Annotated in this window: 15 protein-coding genes and 3 pseudogenes; 8 read left to right on the top strand and 10 right to left on the bottom strand. The window is 60.6% G+C overall.

Annotated features, from left to right (window positions below; all coding sequences use genetic code 11):
* Positions 1–474: 474 nt before the first annotated feature.
* Positions 475–708, bottom strand: a pseudogene (locus tag E4K65_RS48535) (adenylate/guanylate cyclase domain-containing protein); the annotation flags it as partial.
* Positions 709–1,443: 735 nt separating this feature from the next.
* Between E4K65_RS48535 and E4K65_RS05655 the strand changes: the two are divergent.
* The 3 genes from E4K65_RS05655 to E4K65_RS05645 are packed head-to-tail and all read left to right on the top strand — an operon-like array spanning position 1,444 to position 5,245.
* Positions 1,444–3,348, top strand: a complete 1,905-nt coding sequence (locus tag E4K65_RS05655) for a DUF3604 domain-containing protein (RefSeq protein ID WP_135173770.1) — start codon at positions 1,444–1,446, stop codon at positions 3,346–3,348.
* On the top strand, positions 3,345–4,208 hold the full coding sequence (locus tag E4K65_RS05650) for a peptidyl-prolyl cis-trans isomerase (RefSeq protein WP_135173322.1): 864 nt from the start codon (positions 3,345–3,347) through the stop codon (positions 4,206–4,208). Before E4K65_RS05655 ends, E4K65_RS05650 begins: the two co-directional genes overlap by 4 nt.
* Positions 4,205–5,245: a HupE/UreJ family protein gene (locus E4K65_RS05645; protein ID WP_135173321.1), complete on the top strand. Its 1,041-nt coding sequence runs from the start codon at positions 4,205–4,207 to the stop codon at positions 5,243–5,245. The genes E4K65_RS05650 and E4K65_RS05645 overlap by 4 nt, the downstream gene beginning before the upstream one ends.
* A gap of 506 nt (positions 5,246–5,751) precedes the next feature.
* Here the strand turns inward: E4K65_RS05645 and E4K65_RS48530 are convergent.
* Positions 5,752–5,910, bottom strand: a pseudogene (locus E4K65_RS48530) (response regulator); the annotation flags it as partial.
* On the opposite strand from E4K65_RS48530, the pseudogene E4K65_RS05630 reads away from it, so the two are divergent.
* Positions 5,904–6,302 (top strand): annotated as a pseudogene (locus E4K65_RS05630) (HAD-IC family P-type ATPase); the annotation flags it as partial. The pseudogenes E4K65_RS48530 and E4K65_RS05630 sit on opposite strands and share 7 nt — an antisense overlap.
* Positions 6,303–7,811: 1,509 nt before the next feature.
* Here the strand turns inward: E4K65_RS05630 and E4K65_RS05620 are convergent.
* Positions 7,812–8,831: a helix-turn-helix domain-containing protein gene (locus tag E4K65_RS05620; protein ID WP_235885502.1), complete on the bottom strand. Its 1,020-nt coding sequence runs from the start codon at positions 8,829–8,831 to the stop codon at positions 7,812–7,814.
* Between the two features lie 196 nt (positions 8,832–9,027).
* Between E4K65_RS05620 and E4K65_RS05615 the strand changes: the two genes are divergently transcribed.
* Positions 9,028–9,426: a hypothetical protein gene (locus E4K65_RS05615; RefSeq protein ID WP_135173320.1), complete on the top strand. Its 399-nt coding sequence runs from the start codon at positions 9,028–9,030 to the stop codon at positions 9,424–9,426.
* Positions 9,427–9,517: 91 nt separating this feature from the next.
* Positions 9,518–12,415 carry an ATP-binding protein gene (locus E4K65_RS05610; RefSeq protein ID WP_135173319.1) on the top strand — a complete coding sequence of 966 codons (2,898 nt, stop codon included), beginning with the start codon at positions 9,518–9,520 and terminating at the stop codon, positions 12,413–12,415.
* Positions 12,416–12,547: 132 nt separating this feature from the next.
* On the opposite strand, the gene E4K65_RS05605 is transcribed toward E4K65_RS05610, so the two are convergent.
* The 4 genes from E4K65_RS05605 to E4K65_RS05590 are packed head-to-tail and all read right to left on the bottom strand — an operon-like array spanning position 12,548 to position 16,242.
* The gene (locus tag E4K65_RS05605; protein WP_135173318.1) at positions 12,548–12,961 is read right to left on the bottom strand and encodes a cupin domain-containing protein; all 414 of its coding nucleotides are present in this window, start codon (positions 12,959–12,961) and stop codon (positions 12,548–12,550) included.
* A gap of 37 nt (positions 12,962–12,998) precedes the next feature.
* Complete coding sequence (gene actP / locus E4K65_RS05600; RefSeq protein ID WP_135173317.1) at positions 12,999–14,657, bottom strand: cation/acetate symporter ActP; 1,659 nt, start codon at positions 14,655–14,657, stop codon at positions 12,999–13,001.
* Positions 14,654–14,953 carry a DUF485 domain-containing protein gene (locus tag E4K65_RS05595; RefSeq protein WP_135173316.1) on the bottom strand — a complete coding sequence of 100 codons (300 nt, stop codon included), beginning with the start codon at positions 14,951–14,953 and terminating at the stop codon, positions 14,654–14,656. Before E4K65_RS05595 ends, actP begins: the two co-directional genes overlap by 4 nt.
* A gap of 38 nt (positions 14,954–14,991) precedes the next feature.
* On the bottom strand, positions 14,992–16,242 hold the full coding sequence (locus E4K65_RS05590) for an FAD binding domain-containing protein (RefSeq protein ID WP_135173315.1): 1,251 nt from the start codon (positions 16,240–16,242) through the stop codon (positions 14,992–14,994).
* A 157-nt stretch (positions 16,243–16,399) separates the two neighbouring features.
* On the opposite strand from E4K65_RS05590, the gene E4K65_RS05585 reads away from it, so the two are divergent.
* Positions 16,400–17,098 (top strand): TetR/AcrR family transcriptional regulator, encoded by a 699-nt coding sequence (locus tag E4K65_RS05585; protein ID WP_135173768.1) that lies wholly within the window; start codon positions 16,400–16,402, stop codon positions 17,096–17,098.
* A gap of 145 nt (positions 17,099–17,243) precedes the next feature.
* Here E4K65_RS05585 and E4K65_RS05580 read toward each other — a convergent pair whose 3' ends face one another.
* The 3 genes from E4K65_RS05580 to E4K65_RS05570 are packed head-to-tail and all read right to left on the bottom strand — an operon-like array spanning position 17,244 to position 21,305.
* Positions 17,244–19,472 carry a xanthine dehydrogenase family protein molybdopterin-binding subunit gene (locus E4K65_RS05580; protein ID WP_135173314.1) on the bottom strand — a complete coding sequence of 743 codons (2,229 nt, stop codon included), beginning with the start codon at positions 19,470–19,472 and terminating at the stop codon, positions 17,244–17,246.
* Positions 19,469–19,960 (bottom strand): (2Fe-2S)-binding protein, encoded by a 492-nt coding sequence (locus E4K65_RS05575; RefSeq protein ID WP_167770558.1) that lies wholly within the window; start codon positions 19,958–19,960, stop codon positions 19,469–19,471. The genes E4K65_RS05580 and E4K65_RS05575 overlap by 4 nt, the downstream gene beginning before the upstream one ends.
* Before the next feature lie 40 nt (positions 19,961–20,000).
* Entirely contained in the window at positions 20,001–21,305 is a 1,305-nt protein-coding gene (locus E4K65_RS05570) for a cytochrome c (RefSeq protein WP_135173312.1), read from the bottom strand.
* A 376-nt stretch (positions 21,306–21,681) separates the two neighbouring features.
* Between E4K65_RS05570 and E4K65_RS05565 the strand changes: the two genes are divergently transcribed.
* Complete coding sequence (locus E4K65_RS05565) at positions 21,682–22,890, top strand: MFS transporter (protein ID WP_135173311.1); 1,209 nt, start codon at positions 21,682–21,684, stop codon at positions 22,888–22,890.
* Positions 22,891–22,902: the final 12 nt, after the last annotated feature.

Here is a 22,902-nt window from a genome sequence, read left to right as displayed (position 1 = left end):
AGGTTCGACGCGGCACTCCGTCAGCCAAAACTCGCTGGAGCGCCGAGCTCGTTCGAGTTAAGTCGAGACCAACAGCTCTCTTCACATGCGAGTGAGACCCACCACGCCGAAGCTACGCTAAACCACGCTTTATCACCCGATTGCGCTACTCCCACTCAATCATTTCGAACGACGCTTCGTCGTTGATTTGCAAGCACAAATTTTCAGAGCTGACGGACAAATGCCGACGGTATACCCGCCGCAATTTTTTGGTCTTGAATTCACAGAATAATTCGAACCGCTCTTAATGCTGGCGCCTCCAGTACCTATCGGAGTCAATCGGCTGATCAGGCCGCCTGTGCTTAGACAAGGCTGCGATATTCGCTACAGCGCGGCATCTTACAAATACCGTCATGAACACACTAGGCCGCCGCGGTCGCTTACCCACCGTGCACCAACCAGAATGGTGCGCTTTGCGCCGGTAGCTGCCCTCCCCCGCGAAGTCGCATTTACCGCGCAACGCGCAGCGTCAACGGCACTGGCGAACTCGACCAGCATGCCGTCGCCTGTCGTCTTTACGATTCGACCTCGATGCGCCGCGATCGTGGGATCCACTAGCGTCGTCCGGAAGACTTTTAGCTGGGTGAGTGTCCCTTCCTCATCCCGCCCCATCAGAAGACTGTAACCGGCAACATCGGCGGCCAGAACTGCAGCTAGTCTCCTTTCCATTCGGTTATCAGCCAAGGAAGCCCCCACCAGCCTAACGATGTTGAGACTACGACACGCAAGCCAACAGCTAAGGCCAGGAAGGTCCTCAAAGCAACAGCCAATCGGCTCAAGGTATGGCTTCATGCATCGGCTATTTTCCGTGATTTGCAGAGCAATTCCTCCGATACACGATGCGAGTGCATTGCCGCATTTCTTCCAGTTGGTCGAAAACGTTTGCCTGCAGCAGTCCGACCGTGATCTTATCGTCTGATCCTCTGAGCGGGCTGATCCTGAACTTGGATCAGCCACGGGCCGCTCAACGGGACCGTAAGGCGTCCCGAAGGAGGATAAAAATGAAGCTTTCAATTTCACTGTCAGCCGTGGCTTTCGCTTGTTGCATGGTCGCGAGCATCGAGCCGGCCCGATTGCCAATACATTAGCTATCCGGCCGGCTGCATCGTGAGGCCGGGAGTCAGGCTAGTGGCTCGGCCGGTTGCCCGTGCAGTCACTCCTGGACGACCCATGAACCGTGGTGGTCCAGTTAATCGCGTCGGCCGACGCTGATTCTATTGTACTGCACGTCAGCATTGCGGGCATGCGAAGAGAAAGTCCGTGTGAGACATATGCTGCGCTTGAATTCCGCTCCATCGGGCGAAAGTCCAGGCCAGGTGCCGGGTTCAGAATAACTGGCCACGATTGTAGGGGGCGCTCATGATGAGCCGTTTGTCATCTTTTCCCGCAACCGTTTTTGCCGGTATGTGCGCGGCGTGTGTATTTTTCACCGCGGCTGGCGCCGAAGATCAAACCACTGACATCGGAACGCTCGACAAGGAGACCGCCGACAAGGCATTTCCCGCCAAGCCACCTTATTCGCCGTATGCGGGTCGCAATTTCCCGACGCGGCCGTATTTCGGCGACACGCACACGCACACCTCGTACTCGATGGATGCGGGTGCGTTCGGTGCCCGGCTGGGCCCCAAGGACGCCTATCGCTTTGCCAAGGGCGAGGAAGTCATCTCGTCCAGCGGACAACGTGCCAAACTGTCGCGCCCGCTGGATTTCATGGTGGTAGCGGACCATTCGGACGGCATGGGCTTCTTCCCGCAACTGATTGGCGGCGATGCCGCTCTACTGGCGACGCCTCAGGGTCGGAAGTGGTACGACGAGATCAATTCTGGAAAGGGTGCGCAGGCAGCGCTCGATATCATTACCAGCTTCGGCAGGGGGCAAATGCCCAAGGGCTTCCCCACGCCGGGCACCCCAGCATATCGCAGCGCGTGGCGCGAGACCATCAAGGCGGCGGAAGAAGCCAATGAACCCGGCCGGTTCACAGCTTTCATCGGCTATGAGTGGACCTCGAATGCCGGGGGGAACAATCTCCATCGCAACATCATCTGGCGAGACAATGGAGCAAAGGCCAGCCTCGTCGAGCCCTACACCACGTTGCCGCCGCTCGGCAGCCCGAATCCTCGCGATCTCTGGAAGTGGATGGCGATGGTGGAGGAAAAGACCGGAGCGGAGATTCTTGCCCTCGCGCACAACGGTAATCTCAGCAACGGCCGGATGTTTCCGATCATCGAATCGTTCAACGGCAAACGGATCGATCGTGAATATGCGGAGAACCGCACGCGTTGGGAGCCGCTCTACGAAGCGACGCAAATGAAGGGCGACGGCGAGACCCACCCATTCCTTTCACCCAACGATGAGTTTGCAAACTACGAACGTTGGGACAAGGGCAACCTCGATCTGACCGAAGTCAAAAAGCCCGAGATGCTCGAATTCGAGTATGTCCGTTCTGCGCTCAAGAACGGCCTCAAGATGGAAGCGGAGCTTGGCCTTAATCCCTACAAGTTTGGCCTGGTCGGCAGCACCGATACGCACACCGGGCTCGCCGCAGTTGAGGAGGACAATTTCTTCGGCAAGACATCGTCTTCCGAACCAAGCGCCGGTCGCGCGACGCATCCCTTCGTCAAGTCCGACAAGGCCGTGATCATGGGCTGGGAGACGACGGCGGCGGGGTATGCCGCGGTCTGGGCAGCGGATAACACCCGCGAGGCAATCTTCGACGCCATGAAGCGGCGCGAAACCTACGCCACCACCGGCCCGAGGATGGTCGTCCGGTTCTTCGGTGGATGGGACTTCGAGGCGGCCGACGCCAACAATCGCATGCCGGCCCGAGTTGGCTACACCAAGGGTGTGCCGATGGGCGGAGACCTGACTAGCGCGCCGAACGGAAAATCGCCTTCGTTTCTTGTCGCCGCGTTGAAGGACCCGATCGGCGCAAATCTGGACCGCATCCAGGTCATCAAGGGATGGCTCGGAAAAGACGGCCAGACGCAGGAACGAGTCTACGACGTTGCTGTGTCGGGCGGTCGCACGATCGATGCCGATGGTCGAAGCAAGGCGTCTGTCGGGAGCACCGTCGACGTCGCAAACGCGACCTGGACCAACACGATCGGGGCCGGCGAGATGATCACGGTCTGGAAAGACCCGGATTTTGATCCGACGTTGCGCGCCTTTTACTATGTGCGCGTCATCGAAATTCCGACGCCCCGCTGGACCGCGTATGATGCGAAATATTTTGGCATCACCATGCCCGCCGAAGTCAGAATGACGACCACCGAACGGGCCTATACTTCGCCGATCTGGTATACGCCTTGATTGTCCGGCTGCTGCGGGAGCCTCTGCTCCAGTTTCTCGTCCTGGGTGCCGCGCTATTCGCGATCTACGGGCTCGCCGGCAAGCGAGGGTCGGACGCCCCCGAGAAGATCGTCGTTTCCGCGTCGCAAGTCACCAACTTGGGCAACGCTTTTGTGCGAACCTGGCGGCGGCCCCCCAACCAGGAGGAACTGCGCGGCCTGATAGATGACTACATCCGGGACGAGGTATTCTATCGCGAGGGCAGAGCTGCCGGTCTGGACCGGGACGACGTCATCATCCGCCGCCGCGTACGGCAGAAGATGGAATTTCTCGCGACTGAGATGTCCGTCCCCGAACCCAGTGAGGCGGAGCTTGCGGCATATCTCGCTTCCAATCCGGAGCGGTTCAGGGCCGAAGATCAACTTACATTCCGTCAGTTGTTCCTCAGCGCCACGAGGCGCGCTGAGACCATCGACAGCGACAGCAAGCAGCTTGCGGGCGTTCTGGCGCGAGCCGACGAAGCCGTAGACGCGACAGGACTCGGGGATGCATTCCTTCTCGGGGAAGAGTTTCGAGCCGTCGCGCCGACCAAGCTGACGAGCATATTTGGGGAAAGCTTCGCCAAACAGCTATCCGTCATGGAAAAGGGCCGCTGGCAGGGACCGATTTCCTCTGGCTTCGGGCAGCATTTTGTCTTCATTAGTGAGCGGGCGCAAGGAAACTTGCCGCCCCTCGACGCTGTTCGGCCGGCTGTCCTCCGTGAGTGGGAGAACGCGCGGCGTCTGGAGACCGAACAAAAGCTGTATGCCTCGCTTCGGAGCCGCTACGAAATCGTGGTTGAACAGCCTGGGGCAAGGGCGGCAGAGGCCGCGAGCCGATGAACTGCTTCCGCCTGATCTTTGCGGTTTTGGCGGTGCTGCTGGCGCAACCCGCGCTCTCGGACGAGCTTCGGCCGGGCTACCTCGAGCTGCGCCAGACCGGCGCCGGCTCCTATCATCTGCTGTTCAAGATCCCGGCGCGCGGGGAAGAAGTGCGGCTCGCGATTTACGTCAGACTGCCCGATGGCACTCAAGATACGAGCCTGCCACGCGCTTCGCTCAGTGACGGAGCCTATGTTGAGCGTCGTGCAATACGGCGGGATGGAGGACTGGCTGGACAGGCGGTATCGATTGAGGGCCTGTCGGCCACCTCAACGGATGTACTGGTTCGGATCGAAAGCCTTGAAGGTGCAATCCAGACCGAACGGCTTTCTCCGACCAAGACATCGTTCGTAGTTCAGGCCGTGCCCGGTTCGGGAGAAGTGGCGGCGACTTATCTGCGGCTGGGCGTCGAGCACATTCTTTTCGGCTTCGATCACTTGTTGTTCGTACTGGCGCTGGTGATCCTGGTTCGCGACTGGCGCCGCGTCGCCATCACCGTCACGGCCTTCACCATTGCGCACAGCATCACGCTTGCTGCGGCAACGCTGGGTTTCGTGAAAGTGCCCGGCCCCCCCATGGAAGCGACGATAGCGTTGAGCATCATGCTGGTGGCCGTCGAAATCCTGAATGCACGCCGTGGGAAGCCAAGTCTGTCGGCGCGTCTGCCATGGCTGGTTGCCTTCAGCTTTGGGCTTTTACACGGTTTTGGCTTCGCCGGCGCACTCGCTGAAGTGGGACTGCCTCACCATGCCATTCCGATTGCTCTGCTGTTCTTCAACCTCGGCGTCGAGATTGGACAGTTGGCATTCGTAGCGGCGGTGCTTCTGTCAGGGAATTTGTTGCGCACTGCCATGGAGTTTCGTCACAGGCCTGCCCTGGTTCAGCTGACAGCCAATCAGCTCGACATCGTCGCTGCGTACGCGATAGGCGCAGTAGCTGCGTTTTGGCTAATCGAGAGAACATCTGCGTTCTTTGTGTTGGCCGCGATCGCGGCCTGAGACCGAACCGTCCAGGCTTCTCACCGCCCTCCCGCGGAGGGTGTTTTTATACGACCAAGACCCACAGCAGACCATCACAGCAACGCGCATCAACCCACGATGAGGGCGAGTTCTGCTAGAGGGGACCCTGGTGATCGCTCGGCGCTTGCGACAGCGCTGTATCAATCGCGGATTGCAGCTCTGCCAGCAAGCAAGGCTTTCTCACGACTGGAGTGCCCCTGAATGCTTCGGGCAATCCCGACGATCCATACCCACTAACGAAGAAAAATGGCTTGCCTCGATCAGCAATTGCTGAGGCGATTGGCTCGATGGTGTCGCCACCGATATTTATATCCAGGATCGCGAGATCGAAGTCAGCATCAGCTGTGAGAACGGCGCCTTTCGCGACATCTCCCGCTTCCGCAACGACCGAATGCCCCCCTCTTCGATCATCTCGACAACATCATTCGGATCAGGGCTTCATCTTCTATGAGGTAGTACTGAAGCAGGCACGGATTGCGGTTTCCTCAGACCGGACCCGTCTGCTGCGAGCCCGCGTTTAGGAGCTGGGAGACAGCCGAAACGACTTGCGCTGGCGCAAATGGCTTTTGAAGCAGAATGCTGTTTGGTACACCGAGTACGGGCCACTTATCAGCCGCACCGCCAGTCATGTAAACCGCGGGAAAATGCCGTGGTCAACAAGCTGCAGAAGCAAGGGCGGATCGTCGCGATGGCCGGCGACGGCGTCAACGACGCGCCCGCCTTGGCCGCCGCCGAAGTCGGAATCGCGATGGGTACAGGCACCGACGTCGCCATGGAAAGTGCCGGCATCACTCTGCTCAAGGGCGATCTCACCGGCATCGTTCGGGCGCGGCGCCTGTCGCGCGCGACGATGAGCAACATCCGACAGAACCTGTTCTTCGCCTTCGCCTACAACGCCGCGGGAATTCCGATCGCGGCTGGCGTGCTCTATCCGACGTTCGGGCTTCTGCTGTCGCCTATCGTCGCGGCAGCGGCAGCGCTGTCTTCGGTCAGCGTGGTGGGGAACGCGCTACGGCTGCGAACCGTAGGGATTTGAAAATACAGCTCCTTGACGGCGATCATCGCGGGCGTTCCTGCCTCCCCGGCACGACGAAGATCGGCAGCGAGGGAGTTCAGCGACGACCGAGAAGGTGCTCAGCGCGTCGCGCGAGTTTTCGACCGCAAGTATGACGCTGCCGATGAGCCAACCCCGCCCGTCAGGCGGTCCGGGGATTGGACCTTCCTAAGCTGCCGAATGATGGCAATTTGGGCCGCCGCGGTGCCACCCTGGTGCTACACCGTCGTGCTACACCGTCAATTTCCGGCGGTTCGAGAGATGCCTGTTTTCGAAGGACTTCTGCGCTGTCAAAAATCGATGGCAGAGAGAGTGAGACTCGCCACCCCACTTACCAGATGCTAACGAGTGTGGTTGCTAGGGCTTGTGGTTACCTACTAGACGTGCGCATCGCGCAGAGTATCCTACCTTGATGCGACATAACCAACATTGCCAGTTTTGTCGAATGACCGCTTTGTGCAACACTGATCGAGCGCCATTCGCGCCACGTGATGCTGGTCAGGTCGCAAAAGGATACCGAAAGCGTCGTCTCGTCGCTCATCAAGCAATCGCAGCGACCGCCCAGCGAACTTTATGTCATTCGGCCCTTTAATTGCAGTTTGTTGTCAAGCTTACATTTCTGAACTCGCCACGCACGGCGGTAGTGCTCACGCCGTCGAAGCTGGTCCGGATTGCGGAGACGGGCGCGGGCGCCGCTGATACTTGCCTGCCGGCCGGGGCACTAGATCGCCCGGGCTTGTTGATGTCTTCGCTGGGGCCATGGTCCTTTCCGAGGTCGTGGCCCCGATCGGCATCCAAAAGGCCCCCTTGATCGCGCGTGACGCGATCCGGCTGCCAGCCTTGAAAGCCGGCCGGGATTGAGAGCCGATTCAGCTTCCAGAACGAAGGCCATCCCGGAGGACTGTCCGCAGGGCCTCTCGGATTTGATCGATTTTCATCCCTGGTCGCAGCGTTAGAGCGCCGAAGTGGAATGCGCTTCGGTAGGCGGGGTGAAATAACCGGCCCGGTAAGGCGGTCTCGGCGTATGAGAGGCCCAAAACTCCCGCACCGGGGTCGCGTGAGCCGCGGGTTCGGCGACGGAACGCTCGGCATCGGAGGTCTCGAGATTTAATCTCCGGGTGCCGTCGCCGGCCGCGGCCTTCGGTTCGTCGTCGCGCTGAGGCTCCGCCGTCGGCGGGCTACACCGGCAAACCCGGGCGTGCCGAAAGGCCTCATTTTACGGGGCTTTCTCAAAGCTGCTTTAAAGTGGCGGAGAGAGAGGGATTTCCTACAACTTTTAAAAACTTTCGTGCGTGCGATCGGGGGCTTGCCAAACGTTAGTCTCCGACCTGGTGGGTTTCCCAGCGAACTGTTGAGGCAATTAGCCAGCGCGCCTGCGAGCAAATACGTTGCGCCAAAGGGAGTGACGTTACCGCTTTCGCGATTCCTCGATTTCGAAGAAGATCGGCGCGACGCGCGTCGGTGTTTAGCCGGAACACGATCGACGTCCGCTCATCCCTCAGAACGAGCCCGACGCCAGGCGCCAGGGCTCATTCCCACTCTACGCGAGAAAACCCTCACGAAGTAGCTTTGATCGCCGAACCCGCAGATCAGCGCAATATCTGCCAAAGGCAATTTGGTAGTTGTCATCAGGCGCTTGGCCTCTTTGACTCGGAGCTGAGAGAGATACTCGTGGGGCGCAACCCCTGTACTGCGCCGGAAACAGCGGGCGAAGTGGCTCGGCGTCAGCCTGCACTCGGCAGCGATATCGGAGATCGTCAGGCCGCTGGCGAGGCGAACACGCATGATCTCCTTGGCGCGACGCTCCTGCCATGGCGCCAGTCCACCCTCGCGAATACCCTCACGCGAGCGAAGATCCCCGTAGCTCTGGGCAAAGTGGGCGAGCAATGTCATACCAAGCTGATCAACGAAAAGCTGATTGTTACCCCTCTCCTCCTCGAGGGCGCTCAAGAGAACACTTGAAAGCGAGGTCAAATAGGGATCGCACCGATCGCGAGTGCACTGGAGGGTGGAGATCGGCTTTGCATTGTTCTCGTGTGCGAAGTCGTCAAGCGCGCGGCGCGGGACGTAGTATTGGATACCTTCGAACGGACCTCTGAATTCACACTGCGGATCGTCGCGGAGGTCGGAGACGCTCACAGTTCCTACACCGACCGGTCCATTGGAATGGTTCTCCAAATCCGCCAACCGATGAAGGATGCTGAAGGCCGGTTCGGACGGAATTGCGGCAGCCCGCTTGCCAATGCGGCGGGTACAGCTCAACCGCGTAATTGCGAGCGCGAGCTTGCCATGCCGATTGACCTTGTGAATACAGTCGCCCTCTATTCCGAGATACATAGCGATCCGACGACCAAATAACCCATCGCAGGAGGGATCGGCGTATCCGCTCATCGGAGTCTCGCCGACTTCCAACTGGCTCTTTCCGGCACTTTTCACGGGCTTATCTTCGCAATGGACAAGATGGCTGTGATTTCCGCTTTCGTTGTGCGCAAGGCACGCTCGCACCATCATTAATTACCGCTCCGGCACATGGCGAATAAATCGTTCCAAAGAATTGCGTCGCGCCGGCGTCGACGGCACCGCCGTAGCCTTTCGCCATTCTTTTGTAAGATTTTATTTGGCTGCGACGTTGCGTCGCGAAAGAGTTGCACCTGTCGAAAGAGGTGCAGATTTGATAAACGGCAATTTAGCTCAGTTCGGAGAAGACTTGCGCCTGCATTTGTTTCGGCTGCAGGTGAGCCTGGACAACATTTGCGGATTGTTTGCTGGGTCCCCGGTCATGAGCGACGCCGATTTCGCCGGACGGTTGGACGAACTGCGCACGACGGCAAACGCGGCTTCGGAGCACGCCACGGAGCTGCGTCAGGCGCTGCTGGGCGGCCTACAGCAAGACGCGGCGATCACGCCGGAAACGTTGTCTCGATGGATCGGCAGGCGGCAGACGGCACAGCTTCACGCCCGAGCCGATTTGATCGAGAAATCGGCGACGATTGCGGTAGAATTAGCGACACTCTCAGTGCTCGACGCCGAACGCATCAGCATTTCCGCAGTCCTTGCGCGCCGGCAGGCGGTCGCCGTGCAGGTCCAGCGCGACGATCCGCCGTGATCCCTTTGGTCGCGCGGCATATTCCAACGGATGGACACCTGCCGGTCGGAGGCGTAATGAAGGCCTTTGCGAACCTAACGCCGACCGACGGATGTCCGACCGCGACGAGAGACCAAAGCGTACGTTTCTATTCGGGCCGTTCCGCCTTTCCTCGTCCAAGCGGATATTGTCCGAGGGTAACCGCGTCGTTCGCTTGGGCAGCAAGGCTATCGAGATCCTGATCGCACTGGTCGAGCGCGCAGGGGAATTGATGAGCAAGCGCGAACTCATTGAGATCGCCTGGCCCAACACTTTTGTCGTCGAGGCGAACCTCACCGTTCAGGTGGCCGCGCTGCGCCGCGCGCTCGGAGATGACGAGACGGCGAATCAGTACATCGTGAATAGCCCGGGCCGCGGATACCGCTTCGTCGCCCCGATAAAGGTCCTGGAAGAGGAACGTGGTGAAGCCGACCTTCTAGTTGCACGTGAGCACAACCTGCCGGCGCAACTAACTCGCCTGATCGGCCGAGCGGAAGCACTAAACTCGATCAAGCGGAAACTAGCCAACGGTCGCCTCCTGAGTATTGTCGGGCCGCCGGGCGTCGGAAAAACCTCGACAGCCCTCCAAGTAGCGGAAACGATGCTACCACAGTTTCGCGACGGCGTTTGGCTAGTGGATCTTGGCTCGATCACGAACGAATCGCTGATTCCGAGCGCGCTCGCATCTGCGCTCCCCATCGATGTCCGTTCGAGTGACATCTTATCGGGGATCGTCGCGGCGCTGCGTTATAAGAACATGCTCCTGGTTTTTGACAATTGCGAGCACCTTATCGATGGCGCAGCGACGGCGATTGGCGCGCTGCTCCGCGGTGGCAACGAGATCAAGGTGCTGACGACGAGCAGAGAGCCGCTGCGCGTCCAGGGCGAACTGGTGAACCGCCTCCCACCGCTGGATGTGCCTCCTCTGGTTGCGAATCTCGACCTGAAGGTCGCATTGACCTACCCCGCGGTGCAGTTATTCGTCGAACGAGCAGCGGCGGTTGTGAGCAATTTCGAACTCAACGACACCAGCGCCTCCTTTGTGGCGCAGATATGCCGCAGACTGGACGGCAACCCGCTTGCGATCGAGCTGACCGCCGCGCGCGTGGACGCTTTCGGTGTCAAGGGATTGGCCTCTAGGCTCGAGAACCGGATGAGCCTGCCGGCTGACAAGCACCGAGGCACGTCGTCGCGACACCGAACTATCGGGACGGCTATCGAATGGAGCTATCAGCTACTAAGCGAGCGCGAGCGCCATATCTTGCGCTGCCTTGGGGTGTTCGCCGGTAGTTTCACGCTGGAAGCGGCTGTTGCCGTGATTGCGGCGACCGAAGATGACACTGCCACGATCCTCGCAGATCTGGTCTGCAAATCGCTGCTCTCCGTCGATGTCGGCACCGACGGTGTCAGGTTTCGCCTGCTGGAGATCACCCGGGCGTTCGCCCTTGCCAAGCTGATCGAGAAAGGGGAGCGGAACGAACTGGCCGGCAGGCTTGCATCCTGCCTCGCTGAAATGCTCCGAAAGTGCGCCGATGGGTCAAGTCGGGTGCAAACGCTCAGAGAAGCGGTTCTAGAGCTTGATAACGTGCGCGGGATCCTAAACTGGGCTTTTTCGACGAGCGGCCAAGACGGAGCGGGCGTAACGCTCGCGGCCGCCGCCGTGCCGGTCTGGTTGGAAAATTCCCTTCTAACAGAATGCATCGGTTGGACGACAAAGGCGATCGACGCTCTAAGGCCGAGTGTCGAAAGCGAACGAAGCGAGATGATCCTGAAGGCCGCCCTCGGACTCGCGGTGATGTTCACCGAAGGTATGACGAGCCGGTCGCGTGATGCGTTGAACAGGGCAATCGAGCTTGCCGGGCATCTGCGTGACCGCCATTGGGAACTTAGGGCCCGTCTCGGCCTCGTCCTCTTCCTGCATCGGCGCGGTGACATCAAGGGCGCATTGGAGGGAACGAAAAGGATCGAGAAGCTTGTCGCAGACGTGGAAGAGCCAACCGCGCTTGCAATGATGAAAAGCGTAAAGAGCGCGTCGCTGTACTTCAATGCCGAATACCCGAGTGCCTTGAATCTCGCACGCGAGGCTCACGCCTTTTTTCGAACCCACGCAAACGCGTCCCAAATAGGTCGCTGGGGCTTAAATCATTCGGTTTACGCGCAGTGCGTCATGACGGGAGTCCATTGGTGTGAGGGTCGTTTTGATCAGACACTTCGTGCATGCCTGTCCGCACATTCCGAGGCGGAAGAAAACGGAAATCCGACGTCGATCTGCCAGGCGCTAAGTTGGTGCGGGTGCACGATGTTTCTCAGATTGGAGGAGTTAGACCTTGCTGGTGAGGCCATTTGTAGGATGAGGCGAGTGGCTGAGGAGAACGATATTCAAAGCTACTTGTTCTCGGCTATCGGATTCGAGGGTAGACTACTGTTCCTAAAAGGGGAGTTCGAGCCCGCAGAACGACACTTGAGAGAAGCGATATCCAAGCTGAGCGATGCCCGGTACGAAAACTCCTCCCTCCCGTTTCTGGGCCGATTGGGTGTTCTTCTCGCCACCGCTGGCCGCCCGGAGGAGGCAGTCCTGGCATCAGCAGAATCACTTGAACGTATAAGGGCTGCCGAGGCGTTCTGGCTGTTGCCGGATGCTCTTCGGATCCACGGCACTACTTTGCTATCCTTAGAGGGAAGCAAATCTAAATCGGCCGAGAGCCACTTCCGCGAAGCAATCACGATCTCACGTCGTCAAGGTGCGCTCGGCTGGGAGCTTTGGGCAGTAGAGGCCCTTACTGAGATGCTGCAGCAACAGGGCCGAAATAAAGAGGCTTCGGCCCTGCTGGAGCGAACCCTCGGTAAATTTGTAGAGGGCTTCGAAACCGTCCCATTCCGACGCGCCAAGATGATGCTCGAAAAACTGCGGGGAACGGTGGCGCCCGAAGCGAGGCAGCAACCGTCCCCTGGGCCGCGTACGCGCCTCTGAGGAGGCGCGCCACTGATTGGAGGCCTCTCTAAACAGCCGGTACCGAAGTGCAGGCGCCGGCGCGAAAGCTTGCTCGCGTTCCCCGGAGCAGTTCAACGTAAGTCGCTTCCATGCCGATGCCGCCTCGCCTCTTCATGGACTTTGGTTGCCGATCTTCAAGGGAGCATTTGCACTGTCGAGGAATTCGACGGTGGTGAACCACAAATCGGCATCTCCGACATTCTTGAGGTCGTGGATCTTGTACTCGCCCTTTCCGTAGACGAAGTGACGCGTCTCACCGGCAGAGTAAACTGCTTCGACGATCGTCCCATCCTCCGCATACGACCGCGCCCGTCCCGGTGTGACCGCAGTCCAGAAATAATCAAGCACATGACGGTGGAAGCCGATGCGTTCGCCCGGCGCAAGTCGTATTTCCCAGACACGCACGCGTTCGGTTTCCGACAGGAGCCGGGTCCCTACCCGCCCGTTGAACTCGTTGATGTCGAATTCCTTCTGAATCGAGTCGGGCCAAACGACCCTGCCCGTTTTTGCCACGCTGGTTGCCATTATCCCGCCTCCGTTGTTTGGGGATCGCCGAGAACCGTCATTCGACGGCCAGGCCTGTCTGGGCCCGAACATGCTGCGCTCCATACGATGCGCGGACCGATGCAGCCGCGGCGCTGCGGTCCAGCATCGACACAGCCCAAGATACTGCGAAGGCCAGCGGAACCGAAACGAGTGCCGGGTTGTCATAGGGGAACGGCGCGGGACCGAGCTTGAACGCGGCGGTCCACACGCCGGGGCTGAGAGCGACCAGCCCGACCGATGCCAAAAGGCCGGCGAGCGAACCGGTCACCGCTCCCCGCGTCGTGAGGTCCGGCCAGACGATCGAAAGAAGGATGACCGGGAAATTCGCGCTCGCCGCGATCGCGAAGACCAGCCCCACCATGAACGCAATGTTCTGGTTTTCGAACAGGACACCCAGGGCCATCGAAAGAACGCTGATCGCGACCGCGGCAGCCTTCGAGACGAGCACTTCCTCGCGCTCGTTCGCGCGCCCTCTACGGATGACGCGTGCATAGAGATCGTGGCTCACGGCTGAAGCGCCCGCAAGCGTCAATCCAGACACCACGGCCAAGATGGTCGCGAATGCCACCGCGGAGATGAACCCGAGCAGCAGCGACCCGCCGACGGCATCAGCCAGGTGGAGGGCTACCATGTTGACCCCACCCAACAGGCCACCCGACGGATCACGGAACTGGGGATCCGCCGAAACGATCGCGATAGCCCCGAAGCCGAGCACGAAAAGCAGGCTGTAGAATATGGAGATAAATCCTGTCGCAACCAGAACCGAAGTTCGAGCTTGACGGGCATCGCTCACGGTGAAGAAGCGCATGAGGATATGCGGTAGACCGGCCGTCCCGAAGATCAGGGCCAATCCGAGGGAAATTGCAGACACCGGATCCTTAACGAGACCGCCGGGAGCCATGATCCCGCTGGCCTTCGGGTGCAGCGCTACGGCCTCTCGGAATAGCGCCTCCAGGCTGAAACCGAAGTGACTGAGGATCAGAACCGACATCAATACCGATCCTGACATCAGCAGGACAGCTTTGATGATCTGCACCCAGGTCGTCGCGAGCATTCCTCCGAAGGTCACGTAGACCATCATCAGGACGCCGACGATGCCGACGGCGTAGATGTAAGGGAGCCCGAACAGAAGCTGGATGAGCTTTCCGGCCCCGACTAATTGAGCGATCAGGTAGAAGACCACGATGACAAGGGTGTTGACGCCGGCGACCGCCCTTACCGGCACCTCGGAAAGGCGATATGCCGCGACGTCGGCGAATGTATAGCGGCCGAGGTTGCGCAGCGGCTCCGCGATCAGGAACAGGATCATGGGGAAGCCGACGAGAAAGCCTATGGCGTAGATCATGCCGTCATAACCCGACGTGTAAACCAGCGCCGTAACGCCCAGGAAGGTCGCCGCGGACGTGTAGTCGCCTGCGATCGCGAGTCCGTTCTGGACACCCTTCAAGCCGGCACCGGCGGCATAGAAGTCCCTTGCGGTGTTCGTACCTCGTCTGGCGGCCCACAACGTGATGCCTAGACTGACGGCGACGAAGCCGAGAAACATCGCGATCGCGGTCGCATTCAGCGATTGCCGGGCGCCCGTCGTGGATGCCAGCGCATCGGCCGCAGCGGGACTTGAAAAGAGCGCGGATGCGATAGCGAAGAAAGCCGCGTAAACCGGGCGCACGATCATCGGAGATTCTCCCGCAGAAGTTGATTGAGGCGATCAAAACGGGAATTGGCCCGTCGGACGTAGAGGGCAGTAAGCAAGAAGCCCAGGGCGATCAGACCGACACCGATCAGCACCCCCCAGGTGATGATAGTGCCGTTCCAGAGCGGGTGACCCAACAGGTCCGGCCGGAACGCTATGGTCAGGATGTAGGCGAAGTATGTGGCCGCCATGACGACCGACATACCGACGCCGAGGCGCGCCCGCTCGCTCGCGAGTTGTCGGAACGCCGGATTGTTCTGAATGGCTTGCAGATCCATTGGTTGATCGTCCTCCCTCTTCCAGTTCTTGAACTTCGTTACGCGGCGATTCCCGTCGTGACGGCGGTCTCAGCCATCACCGCCTCGGGGCTGCGATGACGTTCCGCCATCTTCCGCTCTTCCGCGGTCGCGATCTGGGCTTGCATGTAGGCGCCGAGATCGCGCGCCCGACGAACGACAGCCGAGCCGAACGGAAGTCGAACCGATTCGAATTTCTCCAGTGCGGCTGAGAGATCGCCTGGATGGTCCCGCAGCGCGTCGGCGAGGGCGGCCGCGTCTCCCGCTGCCTTCGTCACCCCCATTCCGACGTGCGGTCGGGCCACGAAGGCGGCGTCGCCCAGGATCACCGTTCGGGGTCCGAGGGCCATTCGTGGCGTCTCGAGGTCCAGGATCGCCTGTATGAACGGCTGACGCGTGAGGCGAACGACCTCGGCGAACTGGGGCGCCAGCAATCGCTCGGCGTCTCGCCGCATCGAGGCGATCACCTCCGGACGAATTCGGATCGGCGGAATGGATAGTTCGTGGCGAAAGCCGTCGATGTCCGTCAGGAGATCGGCCAGCCCGTGATCGGCGTCGGCCGGGCGGTACCAAACGAAGTTGTAGCGCCGCTCGCCGACGCCCATCTCTTCGTTCACCCCGGCTACGGGATAGCCGAGCATCTGCTCCCCCGGCGGGAGGCTGAAACCGAACCAGTCGCACAATTCCGCGCGGGTCTTCGCGGACAATTCCCGTTCATCGACCAGGCCTCGCCAGGCGATGTAGCCGGCGTATCCGGGGCGGACTTCCGCAGCGAGCTGGGACCTGACGGACGAAAAAATGCCATCGGCGCCGATCAACAGATCCCCGGAAGCCTCGGAACCGTCGGAGAAGCGCGCCGTTACCCGATCCTCCACTTCGGTCAACGCCACTAGGTTTTTGCCGTGATGGTAGCTATCGGTCGGAAAGGCCGCCCTCAAAAGCCCGTAGAGATGGCCCCACGACGTGAGTACCTGACGCAACCCGAGTTCGCCCTCTATGCGTCCGCTGCGGTCGAGCACCCGTCGGCCCGGGACGGCTACTCCAACGGCCGCCGCTTCGGTGTCGATGCCGGCCCGCCCCAACACGTCGAACAATTCGCAGTGCGTAACGATCCCCGCGCCTCGGCCGGCGAGTTCGGCACCGATGCGTTCGTATATGTCGACGCTCCAGCCTTCCCGTCGCAGAAGTAACGCCGCGAACAATCCGGCCATGGAGCCACCGATCACAAGCGCTCTCGGCTGCGCCTCCCGTGTGCTGCGATCGTTCGTCATAGGCGGCCTCCCTTCGATGCACTCGGACGGATCGTCCAATCGTTATTTATCGTTTGATCAATTATTGCGACGGCATTGACGGGAGTCAACGATTATTTATCGATTGATAAATATATAGTGATCGGTTTTGGGGGCTCGGCGAGTACGGTGTATGACTATGGAAAATGGCACTCCAGCCGAAGAAGCAGATGTGAAGAAATCTATCGGTCCTCGTCCCCGAACACCGATTCGAGACCAACAGCGGCTAGACCCGTCCGAGCGGGAGGCCATCATCGCGCGCGAGGCGGTCTCCTTCTTCGCCGAGCATGGGTTCGAGGGGCAGACCCGCGAGCTCGCCAAGCGACTGCGGATCACACAGCCCCTGCTCTATCGATACTTCCCCAGCAAGGAAGCCCTCATCGAACGAGTCTATCAGGAGGTTTTTGTCGGGCGCTGGAAACCGTCATGGGAAAAGCTCATCGCCGACCGTTCTGTTCCCCTCAAGACCAGGCTGACGCAGTTCTACCGCGAATATGCCGAAGTCATTCTCACCTACGAATGGATCCGCCTGTTCATGTTCGCGGGCCTGAAGGACCTTGGGTTGAACGCCCGCTACCTGAAGATGCTCCGCGAACGCGCATTCGAAAGGGTGATAGAGGAGATCCGGTTCGAATACCGCCGTCCGTCCACCCGAGAGGTGCCGACCACCGTCATCGAGATCGAGATGGTGTGGGGACTTCATGCGGCGATCTTCTATCTTGGGGTGCGTCAGTTCATCTATTCCATGCCGCTCGAAGCCGACGTCAGTTCGATCATCGACGCGAAGGTGACGACATTCCTTGGCGGCATCCGTTCCGTTCTGCCGGCGAAATTGTGAATTCGACACTGCACTCGCAGTCGCTGGGCATTCCAGATCTCCATAGCGCCGCCGTGACATCGCAACGCGAAGGAATAGATCCTGGTAGCGCGGCTGGTGCCAAGCGGGTCACCTCCGGTCGTGTCGAGCTGGTCTCGCGTTCCAATCACGCTCCAATCGCTTTTCTTATCCGCGCCGACGTGATCGGAAGTTGAGAGAACCTGACGCCCGAGGCATCCCTGATGGCATTTGTGAGCGCAGCCCCCGTCGGACCTTGCGCGGCCTCGGCGACGCCGTAGAAGCCGTCGCCCGGGCGATCCACCAGATGGACTTCGACGCTCTCTGGGACGCTGTCGAATCGCATGATCGGATAGGACGACCAATCCACGGATGTGACACGGGTGCGATCGAATCTGACTTGCTCGAAGAGCGTCCAGCTTGTCGCCTGCAGGATGCCGCCTTCGATCTGATTGCGGACGCCGTCCGGATTCACGATCTGCCCGGTGTCCACGGCTGCCACGACCCGACGAACGCGAACCGCGCCGCTCAAGCGGATGAGTTCGACCTCGACCGCCACCGCGCACCAGGCTTCGAGATTCTTGTACCGGGCGAAACCGAACCCGAATCCGTTGCTCCCGGAAAGTTTCTTCCGTCCGCTCCACCCGAAGCGCGAAGCTGCCGTTTCGATGACGGACCGTGCGCGCGGATCTTCCATGTGCCGGAGTCGAAACGCAACGGGATCCTGCCCCGAACGGACTGCCAATTCGTCGAGCACGCTCTCGATCGAGAACACATTCAGATAGCCGCCCAATGAACGCATCGACGAGCCGCGCAAGGGCATGTCGGGAAGAAAGTGGCTGATCACCTTGCAGTTCTCGATCGCGTAAAGCGGAATCGCATTCCGGTCGCCGCCTCCCTCGGGCTGCGCGAGGACGACAGGAGGCGCCGGCGGGAAGGCGTTTGCCTTCAGACGCGCAGCGATCAATGTCCCGGGCGGACCTGGCCGCATCATGTGCGACTGGCTCCAAACTTCGTGGTGCCAATCCGCGATCGCGCCGTCGGCTCCGACCGTGGCCTTGAGCTTGACCACCATGCCGGGCCCGAACGGATCCCACGCGTGCTCCTGCTCGCGCATCAGCTGAATCCTGACCGGTCGGCCTGGGACAGTGAGAGCAAGCATAGCGGCGTCGGCCGCGACGTCATCCGCGCCGTTCTGGCCGTAACACCCCGCGCCTTCGGCGTGCACGCAGCGCACATCTTCGGTCCGCATTTTCAACATGCCGGCGATCGCATCGCGGAGGAAGAACACGCCTTGGGTATGAGTCCAAACCGTGAGCTTTCCGTCCTCGAACGTCGCAAGAGCGCACGCAGGTCCGATCGATCCATGCGTGAGATAGGGCCTGCTGAAGGTGCCATCGACCGTGATGCCCGGCTTACCTGGATTTCCGCTGTCATGAATCGTCGTATCGCGCGACGGGAGATTCATCAGCGCCGTCGGCAGATCCTTCTCGTCGGGCAGTTCTTGTCGCTCGATCCACGTCGTGGATGCCGCCAAGTTTCGCATCGCCTGGACCGCGGTCCACTCGCTTTCCGCGACGACGCCAAGGAAATTTCCGTCTCGCACGACCTTGACGATCCCGCTCATCCGCTCAATGCGCGCCACATCGCAGTCCCGCAGCGTTGCGCCATAACTCGGCGGCCGAACGACGCGGCCGTGCAGCATCCCCTCCGGGCGAAGATCCTGGACGTAGGCCTCTCCCCCCGTCACCTTGGCCGGAAGGTCGATTCTCGGAACCGGCCGGTTCATGACGGTAAAATCTGAGGAAGAGGTCAGGTGCGATATCTGACCGGCGTCGACGGCCAGCAGTTGATCGTGCACCAATTCGCCGAAGCCCAGGCTCCTGCCGTCCTCGCCCAACACCTCGCCGCCTTGCACCCGCAGCGAGGCGACAGATACGTCGAGCCTTCGGGCCGCCTCTTCGCGAAGTAGTTCGCGCGCTTGGGCTGCCGCATGCCGGATCGCGGTGCCTGAATCCTGCATCGAGTGGCTGGCCGCCGTGTAGCCTTCGTTCGGTGTTCGTCCTGTGTCGGCCGTGACTAGAGAAAGCCTGTTCAACGGCAGCTTGAGTTCTTCGGCGGCGATCTGCAAAAGCGCCGTCTTGAGACCCTGGCCGAGTTCGGCCTTTCCGGTGAGGATCGTGGCTCCGCCCGAAGCGTCGATGCGGATCCAGGCGTCGATTCTCGGCGTGTCATCGAGGCTTCCCGGCAAGCCGTGTTTCGAGGGACCTCCCCTCGTACCGGTTTCGGTCTGTGCATGCGACCGGGATATCCGGAAGGCGACGACCAGGGCGCCGGCGCCGGCCAGGACACTGCGACGCGAAACCGTTCTCGTCATCGCCTTGTCCTTGTTTCGACAGTAGTGTTGGATCGCACTTCGTCCGCGGCTCTTCGAATCGCCCGCAGGATGCGCATGTGCGTCCCGCATCGGCAGAGATGGGGCTGCAGTTCCGCCTTGATAGACTCATCGGAGGCGTGCGGATCGCGATCGAGTAGCGCCTGGGCTCGCATCATCATGCCCGGGATGCAGTAGCCGCATTGTGCGGCCTGTTCCTCAATGAAAGCGCGCTGCATCGGACCAGGGGCGTCCCGGCTACCGATCCCCTCAAGCGTTGTCACCTTACGTCCCTCCAGAACCATCACTGGCGTCACGCAAGAGAATATCGCCTTGCCGTCGACGATAACGGTGCAGGCACCGCACTGGCCTAGCCCGCAACCGAACTTCGCGGCGCTAAGACCGAGTTCGTCTCTGAGGACGAAGAGCAGTGGCGTATCGGCGCTTGCTTTGATCGTTCGGCTTTCACCGTTGACTACCAGAGTTGTCATAGTGTTGCGCCGAGCCTCCTTAGTCCTTGACCGATCGCCCTCATTGTCCGCCTCTTGCTTCCGCGACCGCTTTGTCCAGCCCGTCCCACCGCTGTCTTCCCGCAAGTCGCGTGCGCAGATAATTCGCAAGATCCGAGATCTGTCGGTCGTCGAGAACTTCACCGAAACCGGGCATGATTGGGCGCACGGAAGCGCCGGCGGTTGCCGGGATTCCCCGTAGCACCAGATTAACGAGGTTGGCTGGCGTAGCATCGGCGAGCGCGGTGGAGAGATCGAGTCTCAAGCCCCCGAACGGCACTGGCCTGTCGCCTTCGTGACATGAAGCGCAGACGGTGATGTAGATCGCGCCGCCAGCCTCGGGCGGGATGGCAGGTGTGGCCGCCTGCGTGCCGGCCGCCTGCGGCAGGCGGCCCGGCCCGGCAGCAACCTTTTCGACGTCGTTCCGCCCCTTCCCTTTTCCGAGAGATGCGAGATAATAGGCCATCGCTCCCACGTCCGACGGATCTACCTGGGACAGATTGTCGACCACGTTCGCCATGGGCCCCTGGGCGGTGCCATGTTGGGGATGAAAACCATGCGCGAGATAATCCGCGAGGGCGGCTTCATCCCACGCGACCGGTGCCAGCGAAATTCCGCCAAGCGCATAGGCGCGCCAGCCTTCGGCTTCGCCTCCGGAAAAGCCGGAAGATGTAATCTCGGCCCCGAGGAGATTTCGAGGGGAATGGCAGGCTCCGCAATGGCCCAGTCCGTCGACCAGATATTTTCCCCTATTCCATTTCTCGTCCTTCGACGGGTCGGCGACGAAACGCGACGGATGCAGAAAGAGAAGCTTCCAGCCGGCCAGAGTGAGACGGACGTTGAGAGGAAATGGAAGTTCGTTGGAGGGCGCCGACGACTTCACCGGATCGATCGACATGAAGAAGGCGTACAACGCCTTGGCATCACCGTCGGTCACGCGCGTGAAGTGGTCGTAGGGAAACGCCGGATACAGATGGCGACCTTCGCGATCCACGCCGGACCGTAGAGCGCGAATGAAAGCCTGCTCCGACCAGCGACCTATGCCCGTCTCCGGATCCGGCGTGATGTTGGTGGAGTAGATCGTTCCAAAGGGCGTCGGCATCGCGAGCCCTCCAGCGTATGGGAGTCCGCCCGCCGCGGTATGGCATGTGGCGCAGTCTCCGAGAAGAGCGAGACTTGCGCCACGACGAGCCAATGCGCGATCCGGCGTTACATGCGATCGAGGATCGATCGTAGCAATAGGCGATTCCCACGCATATAGAAGCGCCGCCGTCCCGCCAAATGCACCAATCGCAAGTAGCGCGAAGAAGACAAACCTGAACTTCATCACCCTTCCTTCATCGAGACCTAGGCCATATCAGGGGACGTCGCGCGATTTCTTTTGAGTTTCATGCGCGGCTTGCACAATCTCCAGATCGCTGCTCGACGAGCCAGTCCAAACCACGCTCACGGAATCCAATACGACCGCTCGTTCACGGAGTAAGAGGCTTGGGGAAGAGCCTCGCTTCAGGACGAATGCGGGGCTGCGGATGTCATCGCAGCGCGTAGGGCCGTAATGCTCACGCGACCAAAACCACATGCAGATTGGAGCCGCCACCGCCGCGCCTTGTTATTTATCACTTGATAATTAACTGTCGTTCGAAGGTCAAGAGCCGGCGCGTGAAAGAAGAAGCGCTTGCCGGCGCAAAGAGGATTTCGCCGCCATGTCGACTTCAACGGTCACGACGGACCGCCAGGCACCCAGCCTCACCCGCGCTCGCATCTTCGCGATGGCGGTCTGCGCCGGGATCGCGGTCGCAAATATATACTACAACCAGCCCCTGCTCGGCCTGATCGAAGCGAGCTATCCGGACTCGACCGCAATCGGCCTCATCCCCACCGCCACGCAACTCGGTTACGCCGTCGGCCTTCTCTTTCTGGTGCCATTAGGCGACATTGTGGAAAGAAGGCGTCTAATCGCAGCACAATTCCTCGTTCTGTCTGCTGCTCTCGCGTTCGCCGCAATCGCTCCGTCTACGCTTGCTTTGATCGCGGCGTCGCTAACACTGGGCGTGGCAGCGACCGTGGCCCAACAGATCGTCCCCTTCGCCGCGACACTCGCCGACGACCGGACCAGGGGCAGCGCCGTAGGCACCGTGGTCAGCGGAATTCTGGGAGGCATTCTCCTCAGCCGTACGATCGCCGGCTTCGTCGGATCGCACTTAGGATGGCGCGAGATGTTCTGGCTGGGCGTTCCTTTGGCGCTTGGCGCTGCCGCGCTGGTCCGTTCGATCCTGCCTCAGCACCATGCGAAGCAAGACATCGGATATCTTGCCGCGCTGCGCTCGCTCGTCCACTTGCTCGTCGAGGAGCCACAGCTTCGTCTCGCCGCCGCGACGCAAGCGATGCTGTTCGCCTCCTTCATCGCCTTCTGGACCATACTTTCGCTTCATCTCCAGGAACCCGCATTCGGGCTTGGACCCGAGATCGCTGGTCTGTTCGGCGTCATCGGCGCGTCCGGCATCTTCGCCGCTCCTCTCGCAGGACGCGTCGCCGACAGACGCGGTCCACACGTGGTGGTCGCGATCGCAGCCGCCATCTCGCTTTCCTCATGGGCCGTTTTCGCGGGCTGGAACGCGATCGCGGGATTGGTCGTCGGGGTGGTGCTCCTCGACATCGGCGTGAACGCCGCACTTGTATCGAACCAACATCTGATCTTCGCGCTTCGTCCGGAGGCCCGGAGCAGGTTGAATACCGTGTTCATGACAGCAATGTTCATCGGCGGCTCGCTCGGTTCCCTCGGGGCGAGTTGGGCGTATACGCACCTTTCCTGGCTCGGAGTCTGCGCCTATGGGGCCGCTCTTGCGGCAGCGGGGCTGCTTCTGCAACTGCCGACGCTTGCGACCCGCGCCGGCAAGGCATCGAAACACTAGGGCCACGGCCCC

It is taken from the genome of Bradyrhizobium niftali (assembly GCF_004571025.1).
Classification (GTDB): domain Bacteria; phylum Pseudomonadota; class Alphaproteobacteria; order Rhizobiales; family Xanthobacteraceae; genus Bradyrhizobium; species Bradyrhizobium niftali.
This window is presented reverse-complemented; position numbering and strand designations above follow the sequence as displayed.